Source organism: Burkholderia sp. Bp9016, from assembly GCF_003857765.1.
GTDB lineage: Bacteria > Pseudomonadota > Gammaproteobacteria > Burkholderiales > Burkholderiaceae > Burkholderia.
In genome coordinates this window covers 37,748-54,055 of sequence record NZ_QTPY01000020.1, presented here as the reverse complement: position 1 = coordinate 54,055, position 16,308 = coordinate 37,748, and the positions used below count along the sequence as shown (strand labels likewise).

Below are 16,308 nucleotides of genomic sequence, written 5' to 3'. Positions count from 1 at the left end.
GCCGCCGCGCGTCGCGCGGCCCGTCTACAGGTCGAGTACCAGCATGTCGGTTCTGGATCGCGAGCAGCACGGCATGAACTGGTCGCCGGCTGCCTTCTCGTCGTCGGTCAGATACGAGTCGCGATGATCGGGCTCGCCTTGCAGCACGCGCGTCATGCACGTGCCGCATACGCCTTGCTCGCACGACGTCAACACGTCGACGCCGTTTGCGGCCAGTGCCGCGACGACGGTGCATGCGGCCGGCACGTCGATCACCTGGCCGCTGCTCGCGATGCGAACCTGGAACGCGCGATCGGTGTCGGACGACTCGACTGCGCCGCCGAAGAATTCGTAGTGCAGCCGCTCGCCGGCCCAGTCGCGTGCGCGGGCTTCGGCCAGTACCGCATCCATGAAGCCGCGCGGGCCGCATACGTACAGATGCGTGCCGTCCGGCGCCGCGGCGAGCACGGTGGCGAGGTCGAAGCGTTGCGCGGGATCGCCGTCGTCGACGTGGAAGCGGGCGCGATCGTGGAACCCGGCGGCGTTGATCCGTTCGACGAACGCCATGCGATCGGTCGAGCGTGCGCAGTAATGCATGTCGAACGCGATGCCGGACGAGAACAGCCGTTCCGCCATGCACAGAATCGGCGTGATGCCGATTCCGCCGGCGAGCAGCAGGTGATGCGGCGCGTTCGGCGCGAGCGGGAAATGGTTGCGCGGCATCCCGATCTTCACGGTATCGCCTTGCCGGACCTCATCGTGAATGGCGCGCGAGCCGCCGCGGCCGTCGGCATCGCGCAGCACCGCGATCTGATAGCGGTCGGCGTGTTCGGGGTGATTGCACAGCGAGTACTGGCGCACGAGGCCGCCCGGCAAATGGACGTCGATATGGGCGCCCGCGTCGAAGCGCGGCAGCGGCGAACCGTCGTCGCTGACGAATTCGAACCCGCAGATGTCGCGCGCTTCCTGCCACTTGCGGGCGACCCTGACCGTCAACGTCGCGGCGCTCATGACGCCTCCTTCATCGGCGTGACCGGAATCACCGGCCGCTGCGGGCTCGCTGCGCGTTCGCCGGCGAGCAGCCGGTCGATCACCTTGCGCGACAGCACGCCGCCGGCGTCGATGTTGAGCTTCAGCAGCGCGCGATCCGGCCATTTCTCGAGGTTGAGTTGCTGGCGCTCGAGCATCTCGAGATCCTCCGCGAAGATCTTGCCCTGGCCTTCGCGGATCTCGGCGGTCAGCGCGGGATCGTCGGGCCGGAAGTTGCGCGCCATCCCCCAGAAGTACCAGATCGACGTGTCCGTCTCGGGCGTGATGAAGTCGACGACGATCGACGACGCCTTCAACTCGGCCGGCGCGTCGTAGCCGCCATGGCCGGCATGCGCGACGCCGACTTCGATCATCACGTGGCTCGGCGGCGTGAAGCGGCAGATCTGCCAGCGGTCGACCGGCACGTCGTCGGCGAGGCCGTTGCCGCGCAGCGCCATCTGCCAGAACGGCGGCGGCATCACGTTCTCCATGAAACGGCTCGTGACGACTTCGTCGCCGTGGCTGGTTGTCTTCGGCGGTGCTTCGTCGATTTCCTTCTGGCCGATGCTCGTCGCGTGCACGTAAGTCTCGTGCGTGAGGTCCATCAGGTTGTCGATCATCAGCCGGTAGTCGCAGCGGATGTGATACAGGCCGCCGCCGTGCGCCCAGGCCGGATCCTCGGCCCACGCCAGCGTGGGCAGTTTGGCGGGATCGGCTTCGGACGCGTCGCCGGGCCATACCCAGATGAATCCGTAGCGCTCCACCACCGGGAAGCTGCGAATCGGCGGAAACCCGCCGACGCGCTGGCCCGGCATGCCCGCCGTCTTGCCGTTGCAGCCCATTTCGAGCCCGTGATAGCCGCATACGAGCACGCCGTCGCGCACGAACCCGAGCGACAGCGGGGCGCCGCGGTGCGGACAGAAGTCCTCGAGCGCGGCCACCTGGCCGTCGGCCGCGCGGTAAAACACCATCGATTCGTTGCAGATCTTGCGGCCCAGCGGCTTGCCGTCGATTTCGTCGGGCGTGCACGCCACATACCAAGCGTTCTTGAGAAACACGTTCGTCGTCTCCTTCAGGTCGGTGCCGCCGATACGCGGCGCCCGTTCATTCCGTGTACTGAATGAGATTCAGTGTACTCATTGAGATTGGCGCGGGCAAGCCGGGCGGTATACTGGTTTTCCCGGGAAATGGCGCGAGGCAGCGCCATGCCGTTGGCGCACGCAACCGGCGTGCGCCGCCTATGTCATCGCTCATTCATGGAAAAAACGAATCCCGCCGACGTGCCGACCTTCCCGCTCGATCTGTACGACGAGCCCGGGCACCTGATCCGGCGCGCGCACCAGATCGCTGTCGCGATGTTTTACGAGAAGCTGGGCCGGGACGTGACGCCGGTGCAGTACGCGGTCCTGCGGATGCTCTACGAGTGTCCGGGGCTCGACCAGGTGACGCTCGCGCAGCGGGTGGCGCTCGACACGTCGACGACGGCGGATCTGGCGGTCCGGCTCGAAGCGAAAGGGCTGATCGTGCGCGAGGTGCTGCCGCGGCGTCAGCGGCGGCTGCTGTTGACGCCGGCAGGCGTGGAATTGCTCACGCACCTGATTCCGTCGGTGAAGGAGTTGCGTGCCGGCCTGTTCGACGGGATGGGCGAGGACGATTCGGAGGAACTGATGCGCCTGTTGCGCAAGTTCGTGCATCTGAACAACGAGCAGAGCCGCGCGCCGCTGCGGGTCGGCGAGGACTCGTAGCGTTTCCGCTTTCCGCGCGACGGCGCAGGGGCGAAAAGCGGGGCGGCGGGCGCGCGGCGCGCCCGCGTCACGGGCGTGACGCTTCCCCTTCCAGACGCCGCACCGCTTCCGCGACTTCATTCCTGAAGCGCACCAGCGCCGCCTGCTCCGGCGCGGGCGGCTGCACGGCCGCCCACAGCATGTCGATCAGCTGCGCGGCCGTCGTTTCCGTGTCGAGCTTGCGGTGCCCGAGGATCGCATCCCACAGCACGTGCTCGATCGGTCCGAACACCATCGAGCGCAGCAGACTCAGCGGCATGTCGCGGCGCACCTGCCCGGCCGCCTGGCCGCGCGCGAGCACGTCCATCAGCGGCGCCGTGTAGCGGCGCTGCAGCGCGGTGAGCTCGTCGCTCAGCGCATGCTGCTTCGCACGGCCTTCCGACAGCACCAGCGCGCACAGCCCCGTGCCGTTCACCAGCATCAGCCGCAAGTGCGTGCGCACGACGAACGCGAACTGCTGCTGCACCGACGCCTCCAGCGGCATGCCGTGTTCGAACGCGGCAATGATTTCGTCATACCAGTCTGCGATCACGCGTGCGCACAGCTCGCGCTTGCCGCGGAAGTAGCTGAACACCGTGGCCTCCGATACACCGACGCGCTGCGCGATCTCTGCGGCCGTCGCATGCTCGTAACCCTTTTCTGCGAACACTTCCCGACCGGCGCGCAGGATGTCCTGCACGCGCTGCTGGGATTTGCGCCCGGCGGGTGCGCGCGACGAGTCGGCGCGGTCGGCTTTGGCGGTGGCGGTCATGGTGTCGGCGGTAGCGGCTGTCATGTCTCCATGATATCTGAGTATCACTCAGAAAACTATTGACTACAGGCCGGACGAAGCGCGAAACTGTGCAAAATTTCCGCTGCATTAGCTTAATGAATCGACGCATTGATCCGATTTGAGCGAAACTCAGAAATCGGCGCATGCGACCCACTTTCTGGAGACGGAGGAGACATGATCAACCTGCCCGGCGTGCAATTCATGCTCGGTGAAGACATCGAGATGCTGCGCGACGCTGTCGCGACGTTTGCGGCGAAGGAAATCACGCCGCGCGCGGCGGAGGTCGACCGCACCGACCAGTTTCCGATGGATCTGTGGAAGAAGTTCGGCGATCTGGGCGTGCTCGGGATGACGGTGTCCGAGGAATACGGCGGCGCGAACATGGGCTACACCGCCCACATGGTCGCGATGGAGGAGATCTCGCGCGCGTCGGCGTCGATCGGCCTGTCGTACGGCGCGCATTCGAACCTGTGCGTGAACCAGATTCACCGCAACGGCACCGAGGCGCAAAAACAGAAATACCTGCCGAAGCTCGTGTCGGGCGAACACATCGGCGCGCTCGCGATGAGCGAGCCGAACGCCGGCTCCGACGTCGTCAGCATGAAGCTGCGCGCGGACAAGCGCGGCGATCGCTACGTGCTGAACGGCACGAAGATGTGGATCACCAACGGCCCCGACTGCGACACGCTCGTCGTCTATGCGAAGACGGACGTCGAAGCGAACGCGCGCGGCATCACCGCGTTCATCGTCGAGAAGGGGATGAAGGGCTTCTCGGTCGCGCAGAAGCTCGACAAGCTCGGCATGCGCGGGTCGCACACGGGCGAGCTCGTGTTCCAGGACGTCGAGGTGCCGGAAGAGAACATCCTCGGCCAGCTCAACGGCGGCGTGAAGGTGTTGATGAGCGGCCTCGACTACGAGCGCGCGGTGCTGTCGGGCGGCCCGACGGGCATCATGGCCGCGTGTCTCGACGCGGTGGTTCCGTATATCCACGACCGCAAGCAGTTCGGCCAGGCAATCGGCGAATTCCAGTTGATCCAGGGCAAGGTCGCCGACATGTACACCACGTTCCAGGCATGCCGCGCGTACCTGTACGCGGTCGGCCGCCATCTCGACTCCGCGGGCAGCGATCATATTCGCCAGGTGCGCAAGGACTGCGCGGGCGTGATCCTCTACACGGCAGAGAAGGCGACGTGGATGGCCGGTGAGGCGATCCAGATCCTCGGCGGCAACGGCTACATCAACGAATACCCGGTCGGCCGCCTGTGGCGCGATGCGAAGCTGTACGAGATCGGCGCCGGCACGAGCGAGATCCGCCGGATGCTGATCGGCCGCGAGCTGTTCGCGGAAACGATGTAACGCCCCACGTCACGCGAACGGAGCCCCGTCGATGCCGATCATCGAATCGAAACTGAATCCGCGCTCGGAAGAATTCCGCGCGAACGCCGCGGCGCTGGAGGCGGTCGTCGCCGACCTGCGCGCGAAGATCGAACAGCTCGCGCAAGGCGGCGGCCAGGCCGCGCGCGACAAGCACCTGTCGCGCGGCAAGCTGCTGCCGCGCGACCGGATCGCGCAACTGCTCGATCCGGGCTCGCCGTTCCTCGAGCTGTCGCAGCTCGCGGCGAACGGCATGTACAACGACGACGCGCCGGGCGCGGGCGTGATCACCGGCATCGGCCGGATCTCGGGCCGCGAATGCATGATCGTGTGCAACGACGCGACGGTCAAAGGCGGCACGTACTACCCGATGACCGTGAAGAAGCACGTGCGCGCGCAGGAAATCGCCGCGGAAAACCGGCTGCCGTGCGTGTACCTCGTCGATTCGGGCGGCGCGAACCTGCCGAACCAGGACGACGTGTTCCCCGACCGCGACCACTTCGGCCGCATCTTCTTCAACCAGGCGACGATGTCGGCGGCCGGCATCGCGCAGATCGCGGTCGTGATGGGTTCGTGCACGGCGGGCGGCGCGTATGTGCCGGCGATGAGCGACGAGTCGATCATCGTGAAGAACCAGGGCACGATTTTCCTCGGCGGCCCGCCGCTCGTGAAGGCCGCGACCGGCGAGGAAGTGAGCGCCGAGGATCTCGGCGGCGGCGACGTGCACACGCGCCTGTCGGGCGTGGCCGACCATCTCGCGCAGAACGACCCGCATGCGTTGTCGATCGCCCGCAACATCGTCGATCACCTGGCGCCGAAGATCGCGTCGCCGGTGGCGCTGCGCGAACCGAAGCCGCCGCGCTATGACGCGAAGAGCCTGTACGGCGTGATTCCCGTCGATACGCGCAAGCCGTTCGACGTGCGCGAGGTGATCGCGCGCATCGTCGACGATTCCGAATTCGACGAATTCAAGGCGCGTTTCGGCACGACGCTCGTCACGGGCTTCGCGCACATCTGGGGCCACCCGGTCGGGATCATCGCGAACAACGGCATCCTGTTCTCCGAATCGGCCGTGAAGGGCGCGCATTTCATCGAGTTGTGCTGCCAGCGCAAGATTCCGCTCGTTTTCCTGCAGAACATCACGGGCTTCATGGTCGGGCGCAAGTACGAGAACGAAGGCATCGCGCGTCATGGCGCGAAGATGGTGACGGCCGTGTCGAACGCGAAGGTGCCGAAGTTCACGGTGATCATCGGCGGCTCGTTCGGCGCCGGCAATTACGGGATGTGCGGCCGCGCGTTCGGCCCGCGCTTCCTGTGGATGTGGCCGAATGCACGGATCTCGGTGATGGGCGGCGAGCAGGCCGCGTCGGTGCTCGCGACGGTGCGTCGCGACGGCATCGAGGCGAAGGGCGGTTCGTGGTCGGCCGAGGAAGAGGATGCGTTCAAGCAGCCGATCCGCGACCAGTACGAGCGCCAGGGGCATCCGTACTACGCGAGCGCGCGGCTGTGGGACGACGGCGTGATCGACCCCGCGCAGACCCGCGACGTGCTCGGGCTCGGCCTGGCCGCGTCGATGAACGCGCCGATCGACGATACGCGCTTCGGCGTGTTCCGCATGTAACGGCCAGGAGAACTCACCGATGCGATACGAAACGATCAAGGTAAGCGAAGCCGGCCGTGTGGCGACCGTCACGCTCGCACGCCCCGACGTGCGCAACGCGTTCAACGAGACGGCGATCGCCGAGCTGACCACCGCGTTCGAGTGGCTCGATGCGCACGAAGGCGTGCGCGCGATCGTGCTCGCGGCCGAAGGCCCGGCGTTCTGCGCGGGCGCGGACCTGAACTGGATGAAGAAGATGGCCGGTTACTCGGACGACGAGAACCGTGCCGATGCGCGCAAGCTCGCGCGGATGCTCGAGGCGATCCACCGCTGCGGCAAGCCGGTGATCGCGCGCGTGCATGGCGACGCGTATGCGGGCGGCGTGGGCCTCGTCGCTGCGGCCGACATCGCGATCGCCGTCGACGGCGCGAAGTTCTGCCTGTCCGAAGCGCGGCTCGGCCTGATTCCCGCGACGATCGCGCCGTACGTCGTGCGCGCGATGGGCGAGCGCGCCGCGCGCCGCTACTTCACGACGGCCGAAGTGTTCGACAGCACGCGCGCCGCGTCGCTCGGCTTCATTCACGAAGCGGTTCCGGCCGAGGCGCTCGACGAAACGGTCGCGAAGCTGGCCGCGGCGCTCGTCGCGAACGGCCCCGACGCGGTGCGGGCGTGCAAGCGGCTCGTGGCGGACGTGGCCGGCCGCCCGCTCGACGCGACGCTGATCGAGCAGACCGCCGACTGGATCGCGCGGACCCGCGCAGGCGCGGAAGCGCGCGAAGGGATCGCATCGTTCCTCGAAAAGCGCACGCCTTCGTGGCGTGAATGATGGCGTGCCAATAACTTTCCGGACGACACCGAAGCCATGTTCGACAAGATTCTGATCGCCAACCGCGGCGAAATCGCCTGCCGCGTCGCCGCGACGTGCAAACGTCTCGGGATCGCGAGCGTCGCCGTCTATTCCGACGCGGACGCGAACGCGAAGCATGTCGCCGCGTGCGACGAAGCCGTGCACATCGGCGGCTCGGCGGCCGCGGACAGCTACCTGCGCATCGAGCGCATCATCGAGGCCGCGCGCGCCACGGGCGCACAGGCCATTCACCCCGGCTACGGCTTCCTGTCGGAGAACGAGGATTTCGCGCATGCGTGCGAAGCGGCCGGCATCGTGTTCATCGGGCCGCCGGTCGACGCGATCGCGGCGATGGGCTCGAAGGCAGCCGCGAAGGCGCTGATGCACGCGGCCGCGGTGCCGCTCGTGCCCGGCTATCACGGCGACGACCAGGATGCGGGCAACCTGCATCGCGAGGCCGACGGGATCGGCTACCCGGTGCTGCTGAAAGCAAGCGCGGGCGGCGGCGGCAAGGGGATGCGCGTGGTCGAGCGCTCCGAGGACTTTCCGGCGGCGCTCGCGTCGTGCCAGCGCGAGGCCGCGAGCAGCTTCGGCAACGACCGCGTGCTGATCGAGAAATACCTGACGCGCCCGCGTCACGTCGAAGTGCAGGTGTTCGGCGACACGCACGGCAACACCGTCTACCTGTTCGATCGCGACTGTTCGGTGCAGCGCCGTCACCAGAAGGTACTCGAGGAAGCGCCGGCGCCGGGCCTGCACGACGACGTGCGCCAGGCGATGGGCGAAGCGGCTGTCGCGGCGGCGCGCGCGGTGAATTACGTCGGTGCGGGCACCGTCGAATTCATCATGACGGGCGAAGCGTTCTACTTCATGGAGATGAACACGCGGCTGCAGGTCGAGCACCCGGTCACCGAGATGGTCACGGGGCTCGATCTCGTCGAGTGGCAACTGCGCGTCGCGTCCGGCGAGCCGCTGCCGCTGAAGCAGGAAGAGCTGCGCGTGCAGGGTCATGCGCTCGAGGCGCGTCTGTATGCGGAGAACCCGGCGCGCGGCTTCCTGCCGTCGACGGGTACGCTGAAGCACCTGCGGCTGCCGCACGGCGTCGAGTTCGCGATCGGCGCGCCGGTGCGCGTCGACAGCGGCGTGCGCGAAGGCGATGCGATTACGCCGTTCTACGATCCGATGATCGCGAAGCTGATCGTGCACGGCGCGGACCGTGCGGAGGCGCTCGGCCGGATGCTGCGTGCGCTGCGCGCATGCGAAGTGGTCGGGCTGCACACCAATGCCGCGTTCCTGCAGCGGATCGTTGCTTGCGAGCCGTTCGCGATCGCCGATCTCGACACGGGCCTGATCGAGCGCAATCACGATGCGCTGTTCGCGCCGCAACAGCTACCGCGCGCGACGCTCGCGCTGGCCTGCGCGGCATTGTTCGCACGCGAACGGAGCGCGGCCGCGCAGGAAGGTGCGTCGCCGTGGCGTTCGCTGCCGGACTGGCGGCTGAACGGCGGCTATCGCCGCACGCTCGACTGGCATGCGCCCGATCGCGAAGCGGACCTGACGGTGACTTACGAGGACAACGGCAGCGGCGCGCGGATTGCCGCCGGCGACGCGGCCGCGCAGCCGTTCGCGTGGATGCGTGGCGCGACGCCGCTCGACTTCGACGTGACGCTCGACGGTGTGCGCAGCAGCGGCCGCGTGTATGCGGACGGCGACAGTTTCCACGTGTTCACGCAGGGCGTGGCCGAGACGCTCGAATGGCGCAACGTGCTGGCGCACGCGGGCGATGTCGAGCATGGCGGCGGGCGCCTGACCGCGCCGATGCCCGGCAAGGTCATCGCGGTGCTGGTCGAGCCGGGGCAGAAGGTCGAGACCGGCACGCCGCTGATCGTGATGGAAGCGATGAAGATGGAGCACACGATCGGCGCGCCGGGCGCGGGTGTCGTCGCGGAAGTGCTGTACGGCGTCGGCGACCAGGTCGCGGACGGTGCACAGTTGCTGGTGATGGCGGAGAACTGAGCGGTGCGGACGCGTGAGGGCCGTTGCCGGCTCTCACGCGCGGGACTAGGGCCGTGCTTCAAGGCAGGAAAGGCCCGACGACATCCGGATGCGAATGCCTGATGCGCATGCATCGGGACGACACCGCATTCTGGTGTCGTGGTTGTCGTTCTCGTTGCGCGTAGACAATAATAAATAATCTGCGTGTGGCGTCTTCAAGATCTTTGAATCGTCCAGTGATCCTCGCCGGTGAGCGGCAGCGCGACATGTGCTGTTGCGCCGCCTTGCACCGGTTTGCCCGTTGCAACAGTTGTTCAAAGATCGAAACCGGACCCGTCCGGACTTCTTCGCTGAAATGAACTGGCCGCTTCCTCTTGTGCAGAAAGGGGAAGCGCGATGGCGGCTACTTTCCGGGACGTCTGGAAAATCAGGCTCGACCAAAGCTACAACTGCGCGTTCTTGCCCATGCTCGACATGGCTGCGTTACCGTAACCGCCGGGATGTGCGGCTCAGTGTCCTGCGCAATGATCGAATGAACGTAGCTGAGAGAAAGACCGAGTTCGCGAACAAATATAAATACGGAATTCACATCGACCATACCCCGCCAGAACTTCTCTGCCTGATTGTTATCGACGTGGCCTGTGATGAATTGGGTATCGATGATGCTGTCGGGATCGCGATGATTTTGTTGGGTCAAAGGTTCGTGCCGACCAGAGGGAAGTTCGGCGGAGCGGTCAAGGGAACCTCGATCGCATCCAGGGTATCGAGAAAGGTGCTGCCCTATGAACTCAAGTACAAAATTCTGCCAACGGTAACGTCATTCAAGAGTCTCCTGCTGCTCAAGATCAAATTTACCAGGGAGCTCGGCGCCTTTGTCGGGCGGGCCGTACCGGTGGTCGGCTGGGTCATTACCGCTATCGATATATCAATCATCATGTATCGCTCTACAGTCACGTACAATGACTTGGTCAAGCAGGAGGATCGCTTTTAATGGACGGTCGTCTGATAGAGATGGTGCGGGATGAGGCTGATTCGCCATTGCAGGGCGAGCTCGAGATTACCCCGGACACGGATCTCTGCATCGATCTTGAAATTTCCGACAGAGCCATGTTGAGGTTGATGCGGAGATTTTCGGAAACGTTTGGTGTTGATATTGCCGATTTCGACATTGACTATTATTACCCGTCCCGGAAACTGGGATTGGGTCGATTCTTGATGACGGTATTCAGGTCGCCATTTAGTGCTGACGCCCGGGACAAAATACTGGAGCACCCGCTTACCGTCAAAATGATGGAGGCGGCGATTGAAACCGGGCGGTGGACGATGTAACCGCTCAAAAAGGGCCAGGCATCGCCCGGTTCATTGCTGGCCAGCGCGTGCATCCGCATGCACGTCGATCCCTGTCGCGCGACACTGTCGTGTAACACGTCAAACTTAGCATGTCGGCGTCGATATGACCGGCGCGGCTTCGCGTCCGCGTCACGTCATCACATCCACGGAGAACCGTTATGCGAAAGTCGGCCCTGCGGCCCTTCGCGGTCGCCGGCCTGCTCACGCTGATCGCACTCCTTAGCGCCTGCAACGACGACCTGACTGCAACCCCTGCGCCCGTCGCGCAGCAGAAGGCCGCGTGCGGCGGTGGCACGGTCGCCACCGCGCAGATGCGCTGCCCGCCGGGTTTCACCGCCCCGGCTTCCTCGCCCGCATCCTGATACCGGCCAATTCCACCAGAAATCCAATCACGAGCAATCAGCATGGCTATCCATTCGCGACGCGATTTTCTGAAGTTCTCCGCTGGCCTCGCCGGTGCGACCGCCGCCACCGCGCTGCTTCCCGAGTCGATCCGCAAGGCGCTTGCGATCGAGCCGAATACCGTGACGGGCACGATCCAGGATGTCGAGCACATCGTCGTGTTCATGCAGGAAAACCGCTCGTTCGACCATTACCTCGGTCACCTGAGCGGCGTGCGCGGCTATAACGACCGCTTCCCGGTCACGCTGCCGAACGGCAAGCCGGTCTGGTTCCAGCCGCGACAGGAAGACCAGGCGAGCGTGATCGCGCCGTTCCGCTACGACACGACCGACCCGGGCGTCAACGCACAGTGCATCGGCGGCCTGCCGCATACGTGGGCGACGACGCACGGCGCGATCGACAACGGCCGGGCGGATCAATGGGCGGTGCAGAAGTCGAACATGACGATGGGGTACCACATCCGCGACGATATCCCGTTCCATTACGCGCTCGCGGATGCGTTCACCGTGTGCGACAACTATTTCTGCTCGATTCCCGGCAACACGCATCCGAACCGGATGTACCTGATGACGGGCATGGTCGACCCGCTCGGCACGGGCGGCGGCCCGCTGCTCGACAACACCGACTACATCGACAACCAGTTCGACAAGATCCAGTTGGCGCCCTTCAGCTGGACGACCTACCCGGAGCGGCTGGAGAAGGCCGGTATCTCGTGGCAGATCTACCAGCAGGGTACCGGGTTCGACAATTTCACCGGCAACTACGGCACGAACATGCTGGCGTGCTTCAACAACTTCGTGAACGCGCCGGCCGGTTCGTCGCTGCAGACGCGCGGGATGAGCACGCGACCGATCACGCAACTGAAGGCCGACGTGCAGGCGAACGCGCTGCCGCAGGTGTCGTGGCTGCTGCCGCCCGCCGCGTATTCCGAGCATCCGAAGTTCACGCCGTTGTACGGCGCCTACTATTTGTCGACGATCCTCGATGCGCTGACGTCCAATCCCGAGGTGTGGAGCAAGACCGTCCTGCTCGTCATGTACGACGAGAACGACGGCTTCTTCGATCACGTCGTGCCGCCGTCGGCGCCGACGTTGCCCGGCTCCGGCATGAGCACCGTGGACGTGTCGCTCGAGCGGCACGACCACGTGACGTCGACGCAAACCGGCACGTATACGGCCGACAACCTGCCGTACGGCCTCGGCCCGCGCGTGCCGATGTTCGTCGTGTCGCCGTGGTCGAAGGGCGGCTTCGTCTGCTCGCAGGTCTTCGATCACACGTCGGTGCTGCAATTCATCGAGCAGCGCTTCGGCGTGATGGAGACGAACATCTCGCCGTGGCGCCGCGCGATCTGCGGCGACCTGACGTCGGCGCTGGACTTCTCGAAACCGGATGCCACGTTGCCGAGCTTGCCGAGCACGCAGTCGTATGTCGCGCAGGCCGACCTGCAATGTTCGCGTGCGTCGTCGCAGACGGCGCCGGCCAGTACCGCGCAGCAGGTCGTGACGGCGCAGGAGTCGGGCACGCGGCCGGCTCGCGCGCTGCCGTACGAGTTGCACGTCACCGGGCAACTCCAGGCGCAAGGCTATGCGCTGACGTTTGCGAATACCGGCACTCAAGGCGCGCACTTCTGGGTCTATACGGGCGATCCGGCCGCGATGCCGCGCCGCTATACGGTCGAAGCGGGCAAGCAACTGACCGATACGTGGGCACTCGACGCAAGCGGCAACTATCTCGTGAGCGTGTGGGGCCCGAACGGCTATTTCCGGCGCTTCGCGGGCTCGGCCGCGGCGGACGCCGGCGCGAAGCCGGAAATCACGCCGTGCTATGACGTCGCCAACGGCGACGTGTACGTGACGATCGCGAATGCCGGCGCCAGCGCGCTCACGGTCACGGCGACCGATGTCGCGTACGGCGGGGCGCCGCGCACGCTGACGATTCCGGCGGGACAGCGCGTCGAGGCGCACTGGGACCTGTCGTGCAGCAGCCGCTGGTACGACTTGCAGTTCGCGGTGGCGGGCAATGCGGGCTGGGTACGCCGCATCGCGGGGCACGTCGAAACCGGCAAGGCCAGCATCACCGACCCAGCCGCCGTCGCGCCGACGATCACCGCGATCTGACGGCAACCGGCGTGCGCCGGCCGGCCGATGGCGGCTGGCGCACGCGCGGGCGATGTCGAGGGGCGGCGGTGCGTCGGGCTGGCACCCGTCACTCGTTACCGTGCGCCCTCATCGGCACGCCATCCCTTCGTCATGCCCATTAGCCGCTCGCGCGGCGAACCGGCCAGGTGCTGACCATTCCTGACACTGTGCGACTGGCGCTCCGCTAGAATGCCGGGCTGCCGCCGGCATGTGCCGCCGCTTGACGCGGGCGGCGCTTCGCACGCTACACTGCGTGGATTCCAGCCTCATCCAACCTCCCATCCCGCCAACGATGACGTCTCCTGCCCTGAACGGCCTGCGCATCGGCATCACCATCGGACTGCGCACCCCCGACGAAAGCCTGTGGATCAACGGCATCAAGCAGAACGCGCTGTTTCTCGCGAAGCTGCTGATGGCGTCGCCGCACCGCTACCGCGTGACGCTGGTCAACACGACCGACGTGCCGCTCACCGATGCACTGCCTTGGGATCGCAGCGTGTACGACACGCGCGCGTTCGCCGACATGAAGGACGCGCTCGACGTCGTGATCGAACTCGGCGGGCAGATCGACGGCGAGCAGACGGCTTACCTGAAGGCGCGCGGCGCGAAGATCGTCAGCTATTGCTGCGGTGTCGAGTACATCAACGCGATGGAGTCGATGCTGTTCGGCCGCCGGCTGTGGGATTCGCTGTTCATCAACCGCGGCTACGACGAGGTGTGGGCGATTCCGCAGATCGCGCCATCGTCGCTGCCGTTCCTGCAGTCGCTGCGCCGCTGCCCCGGGCGCGTCGTGCCGTTCGTGTGGGATCCGATGTTCCTGAGCGCGCGGGCGCAGTCGCTTCCCGAGCACGGCGAATACCGGCCGCGCAGCGAGCCGGGCAAGCGGCTCACGGTGATGGAGCCGAACCACAACGTCGTGAAGTTCTGCGTGTATCCGATGCTGATCATCGACGAAGCGTATCGCCGCGACCCCGATTCGATCTGCTTCACGCACGTGACCAACGCCGATCGCCTCGCGCACGACAGCCCCGAGTTCGTGATGCTGATGAACTACCTGGACATCGTGCGCGCGGGCAAGGCGAGTTTCGTCGGGCGCTTCGACACGCCGCTGTTCCTGGCCGACCTGACCGACATCGTCGTGTCGCATCAATGGTCGAACCCGCTGAACTACTTCTATTTCGACGTGTGCTGGCAGGGCTATCCGCTCGTGCACAACGCGAGTCTCGCGCCCGAGCTCGGCTACTACTATCCCGACAACGACGTGCAGAAGGGCGCCGATGCGCTGCTGCATGCGCTGCACACGCACGACGATGACTGGGAAGGCTATACGCGGCGCCAGCGCGACATCCTCGCCCGCTATACGTCGGCGAACCCGGCGCTGGTCGCCGAATACGATGCGCTGCTCGCCAACCTGACCGGCGCGACGGCCGCATAGCCTCGCCGGAGGCGAGCCGGGGTCCGCATTCGTTCGCGATCTGCGCGACTTGCCGCGGCTGCGCGTGCCGTCATTCGGAGTGTTCCGGGGTTAAAGTCTGAAGAAACGATGCCGTTAAAAAAGAAACCGTCGAACCGGGGAGATTCGACGGTTTTTGAAGGCACGAATTTGACGGCTCCGAGGGAAGTCCGTCGAAAATAATTTTATAGGTTAACAAGTCGAAAAGATTGTTAAATATCTTACAGAGGCGAGCTGTCATATAATTCGGATCGCTATTGTCGACGGAATTAAGATCGATTCCGCTTTGGATCTTCGTAATATCGTTTGAAACGGCGAAATTGAATTCCGCGGTGACCGAATCGCGATCGGCGATGCGGCCGGAAGGCCATGCCGGGCGGGATCGACGCTGATTGACGGGGCGGCTTCATCGACGGCTATTCGTCACATCAAATGACAAACATCCGATCTTTGAAACTCGTGTCGAGAATAAATAATCCGCTGAAGGCGTCTGGCGCCGGTTAATAAACTGAATCGACTGAAATTTCCCCGACAGTTTTGTGTAACCTGTCGCACTGTCGGCAGGGTGTCGCTGTGGTGTATTTTCCCTGTTTGAATATCGTTGACAATATCGGATTTGACGGCGCGCCGAAATGAAAAGTACGCTCCCGGAAAAGATCGAAATAAGAGGATGGGCCGGGTAGGCGGTGGAGCATGTCGTTGTCGGCTTGCTCCACATGTATCTTGAGCGCGGGCCGTCATCGGCGGCCCGACATTTGCCGGAGCGCCGGATGAGTACGGTCGAACCTCGCCTTGAGGCGAACAGGGAAGCGTATCGGGACGAGATCGATCTCGTATTCGGTGCCGCTGACGATCACCCCGACCTCGCGTCGGTACGCAGTTTCGTCGAAAGCCGGCTCGGATTCGCGCGCGAGCCGGTATGCCGGGCCGATCTGTCGGGCGGCGTGCTGTATCACGAATGCCTCGCGCGATTGCGGTGGGGAGGGCGCGACACGCTGCCGCCGCTCGCATTTCTGCCACGTCTCGAATCGCTTGGATTGATGCGCTGGTTCGACCGGCTCGTGGTCAACCGGACGATCGACGAGTTGCGCGCCGATCCGAAAGCCGTGTACGGCTGCAATATTGCGGCGCCGAGCGCGGTTGTCGACGACGCGTGGATGGCCATCATCAGGCGGCTCGAGCGCGAGCCGTCGGCCGCGGCACGGCTGGTCGTCGAAATCACCGAGACGGGGCCGCTGAACCCCGTCGCGGGCCGCGCGTTCGTGAATCGGTTCCGGCAGGCCGGATGCCGCGTTGCCATCGACGACTTCGGCGTCGGTTTCAGCGCGCTCAACAGTCTGGTGATCGGCAATCCCGATATCGTGAAGCTCGACCGGTCGGTGCTCTCGCTGATCAAGCGCAACGCGATCGGGCGCTATCAGTTTCGCCGGCTGATCGCGTTTGCGCACGAAAGCGCACGGCACGTCGTCGTCGAAGGCGTGGAGAACGAGGTCGACCGGCAGATCATCCTGGATTCCGGCGTCGCGTGGGCGCAGGGCATCCGGTTTTCGTGGCGCTCGCCGGCTGCCGCATGACGTCGCGGCGC

At 65.2% G+C, this 16,308-nt stretch carries 14 protein-coding genes; 11 read left to right on the top strand and 3 right to left on the bottom strand.

The features are described from left to right. Nucleotides 1-24 precede the first annotated feature (24 nt). Both DIE13_RS23395 and DIE13_RS23390 read right to left on the bottom strand, forming a co-directional pair. Nucleotides 25-990 (bottom strand): PDR/VanB family oxidoreductase, encoded by a 966-nt coding sequence (locus DIE13_RS23395; protein WP_124829494.1) that lies wholly within the window; start codon nucleotides 988-990, stop codon nucleotides 25-27. Continuing rightward, on the bottom strand, nucleotides 987-2,066 hold the full coding sequence (locus tag DIE13_RS23390; protein WP_124829493.1) for an aromatic ring-hydroxylating dioxygenase subunit alpha: 1,080 nt from the start codon (nucleotides 2,064-2,066) through the stop codon (nucleotides 987-989). The genes DIE13_RS23395 and DIE13_RS23390 overlap by 4 nt, the downstream gene beginning before the upstream one ends. A gap of 198 nt (nucleotides 2,067-2,264) precedes the next feature. Here DIE13_RS23390 and DIE13_RS23385 point away from each other — a divergent pair, with 198 nt between their 5' ends. After that, on the top strand, nucleotides 2,265-2,753 hold the full coding sequence (locus DIE13_RS23385; RefSeq protein ID WP_124829492.1) for a MarR family winged helix-turn-helix transcriptional regulator: 489 nt from the start codon (nucleotides 2,265-2,267) through the stop codon (nucleotides 2,751-2,753). A gap of 67 nt (nucleotides 2,754-2,820) precedes the next feature. Here the strand turns inward: DIE13_RS23385 and DIE13_RS23380 are convergent, their stop codons facing one another. Beyond that, nucleotides 2,821-3,567: a TetR/AcrR family transcriptional regulator gene (locus tag DIE13_RS23380; RefSeq protein ID WP_124829491.1), complete on the bottom strand. Its 747-nt coding sequence runs from the start codon at nucleotides 3,565-3,567 to the stop codon at nucleotides 2,821-2,823. 171 nt (nucleotides 3,568-3,738) lie between these two features. Here DIE13_RS23380 and DIE13_RS23375 point away from each other — a divergent pair, with 171 nt between their 5' ends. The 10 genes from DIE13_RS23375 to DIE13_RS23330 all read left to right on the top strand — a co-directional run bounded on the left by DIE13_RS23375 (nucleotide 3,739) and on the right by DIE13_RS23330 (nucleotide 16,297). Then, nucleotides 3,739-4,920, top strand: coding sequence for an isovaleryl-CoA dehydrogenase (locus tag DIE13_RS23375; RefSeq protein WP_124829490.1), 1,182 nt, complete (start codon nucleotides 3,739-3,741; stop codon nucleotides 4,918-4,920). Between the two features lie 31 nt (nucleotides 4,921-4,951). Continuing rightward, nucleotides 4,952-6,559 (top strand): carboxyl transferase domain-containing protein, encoded by a 1,608-nt coding sequence (locus DIE13_RS23370; RefSeq protein ID WP_124829489.1) that lies wholly within the window; start codon nucleotides 4,952-4,954, stop codon nucleotides 6,557-6,559. A gap of 19 nt (nucleotides 6,560-6,578) precedes the next feature. After that, nucleotides 6,579-7,364 carry an enoyl-CoA hydratase/isomerase family protein gene (locus DIE13_RS23365; RefSeq protein ID WP_124829488.1) on the top strand — a complete coding sequence of 262 codons (786 nt, stop codon included), beginning with the start codon at nucleotides 6,579-6,581 and terminating at the stop codon, nucleotides 7,362-7,364. Between the two features lie 36 nt (nucleotides 7,365-7,400). Next, nucleotides 7,401-9,401, top strand: coding sequence for an acetyl/propionyl/methylcrotonyl-CoA carboxylase subunit alpha (locus DIE13_RS23360; protein ID WP_124829487.1), 2,001 nt, complete (start codon nucleotides 7,401-7,403; stop codon nucleotides 9,399-9,401). A gap of 511 nt (nucleotides 9,402-9,912) precedes the next feature. After that, a complete protein-coding gene (locus tag DIE13_RS23355; protein WP_124829556.1) occupies nucleotides 9,913-10,371 on the top strand; it encodes an STM2901 family protein in 459 nt (152 codons plus the stop codon). Next, on the top strand, nucleotides 10,371-10,709 hold the full coding sequence (locus tag DIE13_RS23350; protein ID WP_124829486.1) for a DUF1493 family protein: 339 nt from the start codon (nucleotides 10,371-10,373) through the stop codon (nucleotides 10,707-10,709). Before DIE13_RS23355 ends, DIE13_RS23350 begins: the two co-directional genes overlap by 1 nt. A 179-nt stretch (nucleotides 10,710-10,888) precedes the next feature. After that, nucleotides 10,889-11,092 (top strand): hypothetical protein, encoded by a 204-nt coding sequence (locus DIE13_RS23345; RefSeq protein WP_096507707.1) that lies wholly within the window; start codon nucleotides 10,889-10,891, stop codon nucleotides 11,090-11,092. Nucleotides 11,093-11,134: 42 nt separating this feature from the next. Next, nucleotides 11,135-13,249: a phosphocholine-specific phospholipase C gene (locus DIE13_RS23340; protein WP_124829485.1), complete on the top strand. Its 2,115-nt coding sequence runs from the start codon at nucleotides 11,135-11,137 to the stop codon at nucleotides 13,247-13,249. Between the two features lie 313 nt (nucleotides 13,250-13,562). Beyond that, entirely contained in the window at nucleotides 13,563-14,705 is a 1,143-nt protein-coding gene (locus tag DIE13_RS23335) for a DUF2827 domain-containing protein (RefSeq protein WP_124829484.1), read from the top strand. A gap of 788 nt (nucleotides 14,706-15,493) precedes the next feature. Then, nucleotides 15,494-16,297 carry an EAL domain-containing protein gene (locus DIE13_RS23330; protein WP_124829483.1) on the top strand — a complete coding sequence of 268 codons (804 nt, stop codon included), beginning with the start codon at nucleotides 15,494-15,496 and terminating at the stop codon, nucleotides 16,295-16,297. Nucleotides 16,298-16,308 lie beyond the last annotated feature (11 nt).